The organism is Streptomyces sp. MS191, from assembly GCF_008042125.1.
GTDB lineage: Bacteria > Actinomycetota > Actinomycetes > Streptomycetales > Streptomycetaceae > Streptomyces.
Window position 1 is genome coordinate 1697056 of record NZ_RDBI01000040.1, and the last position, 5490, is coordinate 1702545.

The following is a 5490-nucleotide window of genomic DNA, read 5'->3' on the forward strand; positions in this document are numbered from 1 at the left end:
GTCCGAGGATGCTCCCCAGGGGGTGTTGCGGAAGGAGCGCCGTCCGCCCGGACGGCGGGGCGGGCGGGACTTTCGCAACACGCCCTAGTGCCCCGAGGTCGCCTTCAGCCCCACGACGGCGACCAGCAGCAGACACACGAAGAAGATCCGGGCGGCGGTCGCCGGCTCACCCAGCACCACCATGCCGAGCACCGCCGCACCGGCCGCGCCGATACCGACCCAGACGCCGTACGCCGTACCGATCGGCAGCGTCCTGGCGGCATGCGACAGCAACACCATCGAGGCGACGATCCCGGCGCCGGTGAGCAGGCTGGGACCCAGCCGCGTGAACCCGTCGGTGTACTTCATGCCGATCGACCAGCCGACCTCGAGCAGACCGGCGACGACGAGAAGAACCCAGGCCATGACGACGAACCTCCGCGAGACGTATCAACAGGGGTGCGTCGTCTTTGCGTATCGCGCGAACACATCGCACGAGGCCCGGTACGGCGCGTCTCGTCGGGTGGCACCAGCCTAGCAAAAAGCAGACAAAAGGCCTGGTGACAACGGTCACCAGGCCCCATGGCGAAGCCGACCCCGGGCCCGGACGGACCCCGGATCGCGCGGCGCCGGCCTACAGGTACAGGCCCGTCGAGTCCGTGGACCCCTCGAACCGGTCCGCGGCCACCGCGTGCAGGTCGCGCTCCCGCATCAGGACGTACGCGATGCCCCGCACCTCGACCTCGGCACGGTCCTCGGGGTCGTACAGGACCCGGTCGCCGATCTCGACCGTACGGACGTTCTGGCCGACCGCGACCACCTCGGCCCAGGCCAGCCGGCGGCCGACGGCGGCGGTGGCCGGGATCAGGATGCCGCCGCCCGACCGCCGCTCCCCCTCGGGAGAGTCGGTCCGGACCAGGACACGGTCGTGGAGCATCCGGATGGGCAGCTTGTCGTGGGTGTTCTCGCTCACGACTCGAACCTACCCGCCCGGGCGTGTCGCCCGTACTCGGGAGGGGTCATCCCTTGTGCCTGCGGGACGAGGCCGCGAGCAGGCCGACGAGGGCCACGGCGACCAGCGCCACTGGCACCACCCGCTCCAGCCGCGGCTGACCGTCCTCATGGGTGAAGCGGGCCTTCACTCCGGACACCGTCCGGTTCACGGCGGCGAACGCGCGGCCGGCGGTGTGGTCGACCGTGGAGGTCACCTTCGCCTTGGCGTCGCCGATGATCGTCTTCGGGTGCATCCGAATGCCGATCTCGTCGAGAGTGACGGCAAGCTGGTCGCGCCGGCGGACGATGTCCGCCTCGATCTGCGCAGGGGTCCTGGCGTCCGACACCGCGCTGCCTCCGTAGTCGTAATCGGTCGTTGACGGACAGTCTCTCAGCTTCGACGCCCCTGGTCCGTCCCAGGCCCCCATTAGGCTCGGTCGTGTACGCGTACATACTCCGAGGAGAGCCATGAGCGAGCGACTTCAGCCCGGTGACACCGCCCCCGCCTTCACCCTGCCCGACGCGGACGGCAACGAGGTCTCGCTCGCGGACCACAAGGGCCGGAAGGTGATCGTCTACTTCTACCCGGCCGCCCTCACCCCGGGCTGCACGAAGCAGGCCTGCGACTTCACGGACAACCTCGACCTGCTGGCGGGCGCCGGATACGACGTCATCGGCGTGTCCCCGGACAAGCCGGCGAAGCTCGCGAAGTTCCGCGAGCAGGAGTCCCTCAAGGTCACGCTGGTCGGCGACCCGGAGAAGAAGGTCCTGGAGGCGTACGGCGCGTTCGGCGAGAAGAAGCTGTACGGCAAGACGGTCACGGGCGTCATCCGCTCGACGGTTGTCGTCGACGAGGAGGGCAAGGTCGAGCGGGCGCTGTACAACGTGAAGGCCACCGGCCACGTCGCCAAGATCATCAAGGACCTCGGCATCTGACCCCGGCCACCGCACCGCCCGACGGCCCGCACCGCCCATCCGGCGGCGCGGGCCGCGGCGCGTCCCCGACGTGACCGTCCGATATTCGGCTCGTTACTCCGTACGAGGCCACGAACAGGTGGCCGGAGTACCGGAGGGGAGCCGGGATGCCGGTAAGTCCGTACACACGGGAGCGCCTGGCACAGGCTGCGGAATCGTCCCGCACCCTGTCGGAGGCGCTGGGGAAGCTGGGAGTGGACCCGCGGAGCGGCTCGCGACGGTACGTCCACGACCGCATGCGAAGGCTCGGGGTCGACACCTCGCACTTCGAGCGGGAGGGGGCGCGGTGGACGCGGGAGGTGCTGGAGCCGGTGGTGGCGGCGAGCACGAGTGTCAGCGACGTGCTGCGCCGCCTGGGGCTCGACGTCGTCGGCGGCCATCACGCCAACATCAGCCGCCGGATCAAGGCGTACGGCATCGACACCTCCCACTTCCGAGCGCCGTCCCGGGCGCCGGGGGTCCGGGGTCGGCCGCCGGAGGAGATCCTCGTCGAGCAGGCTCCGGGCCGCCGGGCGGAACGGGTGTCGAGCCGACGCCTCAAGCAGGCCCTCACGGCGCGGGGCGTCGCGGAGCGCTGCGCGCTGTGCGGCCTCCCGCCCACCTGGCTCGGTGAACCGCTCCCGCTGGAGGTCGACCACGTCGACGGCGACTGGCGCAACAACCGGATCGAGAACCTGCGGCTGCTCTGCCCCAACTGCCACTCGACGACGGACACCTACCGAGGGCGGGGCAAGCGCCGACTCCGGGAGATCTCCTCGTGAGCTCCCCGGTCCGCTACACCCGTGAGCTGCTGCTCGCAGCGGCCGAGAAGTGCTCGGACATCGACGAGGTCATCGCCTTCCTCGGCACCCGCCCGTACGGCCAGTTGCGCCGCTATCTGTGGCGCCGTTTCGCGCACCACGGCATCGACGCCTCGCACCTTCGCCGCGGCTGCCGGAGGCGTGGGCACCGTCCCCCCGCGGAAGAACTCCGCGAAGCCGTCGGCCGCTCCACTTCGCTGGCCGCCACCCTGCGGTTGCTCGGCCGGCCGGACAACACGAGCCAGCGGGCCGCACTGAAGCGGTGGATCGCCGAAGACGGCCTGCCCACCGGGCACTTCCTGGGGCAGGCTCACCAGCGTGGTCGGCCGAGCACTACTCCGCGCCTCGGTGCAGAGAGCGTGCTGGTGAAGCACGACGGCAGACGCAGAACCAGGTCGGCCCGTCTGCGCCGCGCCCTCGCCGAGGTCGGGGTACCCGAGCAGTGCGCACGCTGCGGCACCGGCCCGGTGTGGCGTGGAAGGCCGATGACCCTGGAGGTCGACCACATCAACGGCGACTGGAGTGACGACCGAGCCGAAAACCTCCGCCTCCTCTGCCCGAACTGCCATGCGATCACGAGCACCTGGTGCCGGGGAGGCAGACGGCGGACGCCTCGGTAACAACTGCCCGGCAGCCGCAGCCGCATGCCCGCTACGATGGCATGCGGCTAGCGGCCGTGGTGGAATGGCAGTCACGCTGGGTTTAGATCCCAGTGGGGTAACACCCGTGAGGGTTCGAATCCCTCCGGCCGCACCGAGCGCGACCTTCGAATCCCAGGTTCGAAGGTCGCTGCCTTTTCCGCCCCCCTCAGCCCAGCAGCTCCCGCACCACCGGCACCAGCGCCCGGAACGCCTTGCCGCGGTGGCTGATCTCGTTCTTCTCCGCCGGCGTCAGCTCCGCGCAGGTCACCTCGTGGCCCTCCGGCTGGAGGATCGGGTCGTAGCCGAAGCCGTTCGTGCCGACCGGGGCGAAGCGGAGGGTGCCGGGCATCGTGCCCTCGACGACGCGTTCCGTGCCGTCCGGGAGGGCGAGCGCGGCCGCGCAGGCGAAGTGGGCGCCGCGGTGGGGGGTGTCGATGTCGGCGATCTGGGCGAGGAGCAGGTCGAGGTTGGCGCGGTCGTCGCCGTGGGTGCCGGCCCAGCGGGCGGAGAAGATGCCGGGGGCGCCGTTGAGGACGTCGACGCAGAGGCCGGAGTCGTCGGCGACGGCGGGCAGGCCGGTGGCCCGGGCGAGGGCGTGGGCCTTGAGGAGGGCGTTCTCGGCGAAGGTGACGCCGGTCTCCTTGGTGTCGGGGATCTCCGGGTACGCGTCCGCGCCGACGAGTTCGTGGGTGAGTCCTGCGTCGGCGAGGATCGCGTGGAGTTCGGTGATCTTCCCGGCGTTGCGGGTGGCGAGGATGAGGCGGGTCATGTCCTCGATTATCGGGTCCTGGCCACCCGCGGCGGTCCGAGGGTCATCCGGGGGTGCAGACCTTGCCGATCTCGGTGGCGGCGTCGGTGATGGGCTTGATGTCCGGGGTGGTGTCGCCGTTGTTGACGGCGGTGCGGACGGAGTCGACGCCCTTGGTGAGGTCGTCGACGGCCTTGGAGAGGTCGGCGTTGTCGGTGGTGTCCTTGAGGTTGCCGAGTTCGGTGGATATGTCGTTCAGCGCCTCGTTGAGCTGGGTGGGGTCGTTGGAGGCGTTGGAGACGGCCTGCTGGAGCTTGTCGACGCTGGTGGCGATCGCGTCGGCGGTCTGGACGCAGTCCAGTGCCTTGTCGAGGGCTCCGCAGCCGACGAGGCTGGTGAGTGCGGCGGCCGTGGCCACGGCGAGTGCGAGTCGGCGCTTCAAGTCGGGTCCTCCCCTGGGTACGGAACGGGCGCACGGTTCTGGCCGTGCGCCCGTGTTCTCAATGACGCCTTGGTGGGTCAGAGGGTTCCTTCGAGTGCCTGGCGCTGGATCTCGGCGAGTTCGGCGCAGCCGCCGGAGGCGAGGTCGAGGAGGGCGTTGAGTTCCTTGCGGTCGAAGGGCTCGGCTTCGGCGGTGCCCTGGACTTCGACGAAGCGGCCGTCGCCGGTGCAGACGACGTTCATGTCGGTCTCGGCGCGGACGTCCTCTTCGTAGCGGAGGTCGAGGAGGGGGACGCCGTCGACGATGCCGACGGAGACGGCGGCGACGGTGCCGGTGAGGGGCTTGCGGCCGGGCTTGACGAGCTTCTTGGCCTGGGCCCAGGTGATGGCGTCGGCGAGGGCGACGTAGGCGCCGGTGATGGCGGCGGTGCGGGTGCCGCCGTCGGCCTGGAGGACGTCGCAGTCGAGGACGATGGTGTTCTCGCCGAGGGCCTTGTAGTCGACGACGGCGCGCAGGGACCGGCCGATGAGGCGGGAGATCTCGTGGGTGCGGCCGCCGATCTTGCCGCGGACGGATTCGCGGTCGCCTCGGGTGTTGGTGGCGCGGGGGAGCATCGAGTACTCGCCGGTGATCCAGCCTTCGCCGCTGCCCTTGCGCCAGCGCGGGACGCCTTCGGTGACGGAGGCGGTGCAGAAGACCTTGGTGTCACCGAAGGAGATGAGGACGGAGCCCTCGGCGTGCTTGCTCCATCCGCGTTCGATGGTGACGGGGCGGAGCTGTTCGGGGGTACGGCCGTCGATTCGAGACATGGGGGGAGCCTAGCCGCACAGGAAGGAGGGCCCGTTCCGGTGTGGGAGCGGGCCCTCTTTCAGGTGAGCGGGTGAGCGGTGCGAGGGGTGCCGGCGTGGGGTG

The 5490-nt window shown here is 70.5% G+C and carries 9 protein-coding genes, 1 tRNA gene and 1 riboswitch; of the genes, 4 read left to right on the forward strand and 6 right to left on the reverse strand.

The features are described from left to right. Positions 1-84: 84 nt before the first annotated feature. From EAO71_RS14750 to EAO71_RS14760, 3 genes are all read right to left on the reverse strand, one after another. Positions 85-405, reverse strand: coding sequence for a DMT family transporter (locus EAO71_RS14750; RefSeq protein WP_147978148.1), 321 nt, complete (start codon positions 403-405; stop codon positions 85-87). A 32-nt stretch (positions 406-437) separates the two neighbouring features. After that, positions 438-523: riboswitch (guanidine-III (ykkC-III) riboswitch) on the reverse strand. Positions 524-613: 90 nt separating this feature from the next. Beyond that, the gene (locus tag EAO71_RS14755) at positions 614-952 is read right to left on the reverse strand and encodes a GroES family chaperonin (protein ID WP_147978149.1); all 339 of its coding nucleotides are present in this window, start codon (positions 950-952) and stop codon (positions 614-616) included. 46 nt (positions 953-998) lie between these two features. After that, positions 999-1319, reverse strand: a complete 321-nt coding sequence (locus EAO71_RS14760) for a DUF3618 domain-containing protein (RefSeq protein WP_147978150.1) — start codon at positions 1317-1319, stop codon at positions 999-1001. Between the two features lie 121 nt (positions 1320-1440). Between EAO71_RS14760 and bcp the strand changes: the two genes are divergently transcribed. The 4 genes from bcp to EAO71_RS14780 all read left to right on the forward strand — a co-directional run bounded on the left by bcp (position 1441) and on the right by EAO71_RS14780 (position 3500). Continuing rightward, entirely contained in the window at positions 1441-1908 is a 468-nt protein-coding gene (bcp, locus tag EAO71_RS14765) for a thioredoxin-dependent thiol peroxidase (RefSeq protein WP_147978151.1), read from the forward strand. A 146-nt stretch (positions 1909-2054) separates the two neighbouring features. Then, the gene (locus EAO71_RS14770) at positions 2055-2708 is read left to right on the forward strand and encodes an HNH endonuclease signature motif containing protein (protein WP_147978152.1); all 654 of its coding nucleotides are present in this window, start codon (positions 2055-2057) and stop codon (positions 2706-2708) included. Then, complete coding sequence (locus EAO71_RS14775) at positions 2705-3367, forward strand: HNH endonuclease (protein ID WP_147978153.1); 663 nt, start codon at positions 2705-2707, stop codon at positions 3365-3367. Before EAO71_RS14770 ends, EAO71_RS14775 begins: the two co-directional genes overlap by 4 nt. 50 nt (positions 3368-3417) lie before the next feature. Further along, a tRNA-Leu gene (locus EAO71_RS14780) sits at positions 3418-3500 on the forward strand. Positions 3501-3554: 54 nt separating this feature from the next. Here EAO71_RS14780 and rdgB read toward each other — a convergent pair. The 3 genes from rdgB to rph form a co-directional block, all read right to left on the reverse strand. Next, positions 3555-4157 (reverse strand): RdgB/HAM1 family non-canonical purine NTP pyrophosphatase, encoded by a 603-nt coding sequence (gene rdgB, locus EAO71_RS14785; protein WP_147978154.1) that lies wholly within the window; start codon positions 4155-4157, stop codon positions 3555-3557. A gap of 43 nt (positions 4158-4200) precedes the next feature. Then, positions 4201-4578 carry a hypothetical protein gene (locus EAO71_RS14790; RefSeq protein WP_147978155.1) on the reverse strand — a complete coding sequence of 126 codons (378 nt, stop codon included), beginning with the start codon at positions 4576-4578 and terminating at the stop codon, positions 4201-4203. Between the two features lie 77 nt (positions 4579-4655). Beyond that, positions 4656-5387, reverse strand: a complete 732-nt coding sequence (gene rph / locus EAO71_RS14795; RefSeq protein ID WP_147978156.1) for a ribonuclease PH — start codon at positions 5385-5387, stop codon at positions 4656-4658. Positions 5388-5490: the final 103 nt, after the last annotated feature.

What these genes read in the sequence shown, in the direction of transcription:
- EAO71_RS14750 (WP_147978148.1), bottom strand. Translation starts at nt 405, where the DNA reads ATGGCCTGGGTTCTTCTCGTCGTCGCCGGTCTGCTCGAGGTCGGCTGG.
- bcp (WP_147978151.1), top strand. Translation starts at nt 1,441, where the DNA reads ATGAGCGAGCGACTTCAGCCCGGTGACACCGCCCCCGCCTTCACCCTG.
- EAO71_RS14770 (WP_147978152.1), top strand. Translation starts at nt 2,055, where the DNA reads ATGCCGGTAAGTCCGTACACACGGGAGCGCCTGGCACAGGCTGCGGAA.
- rdgB (WP_147978154.1), bottom strand. Translation starts at nt 4,157, where the DNA reads ATGACCCGCCTCATCCTCGCCACCCGCAACGCCGGGAAGATCACCGAA.
- rph (WP_147978156.1), bottom strand. Translation starts at nt 5,387, where the DNA reads ATGTCTCGAATCGACGGCCGTACCCCCGAACAGCTCCGCCCCGTCACC.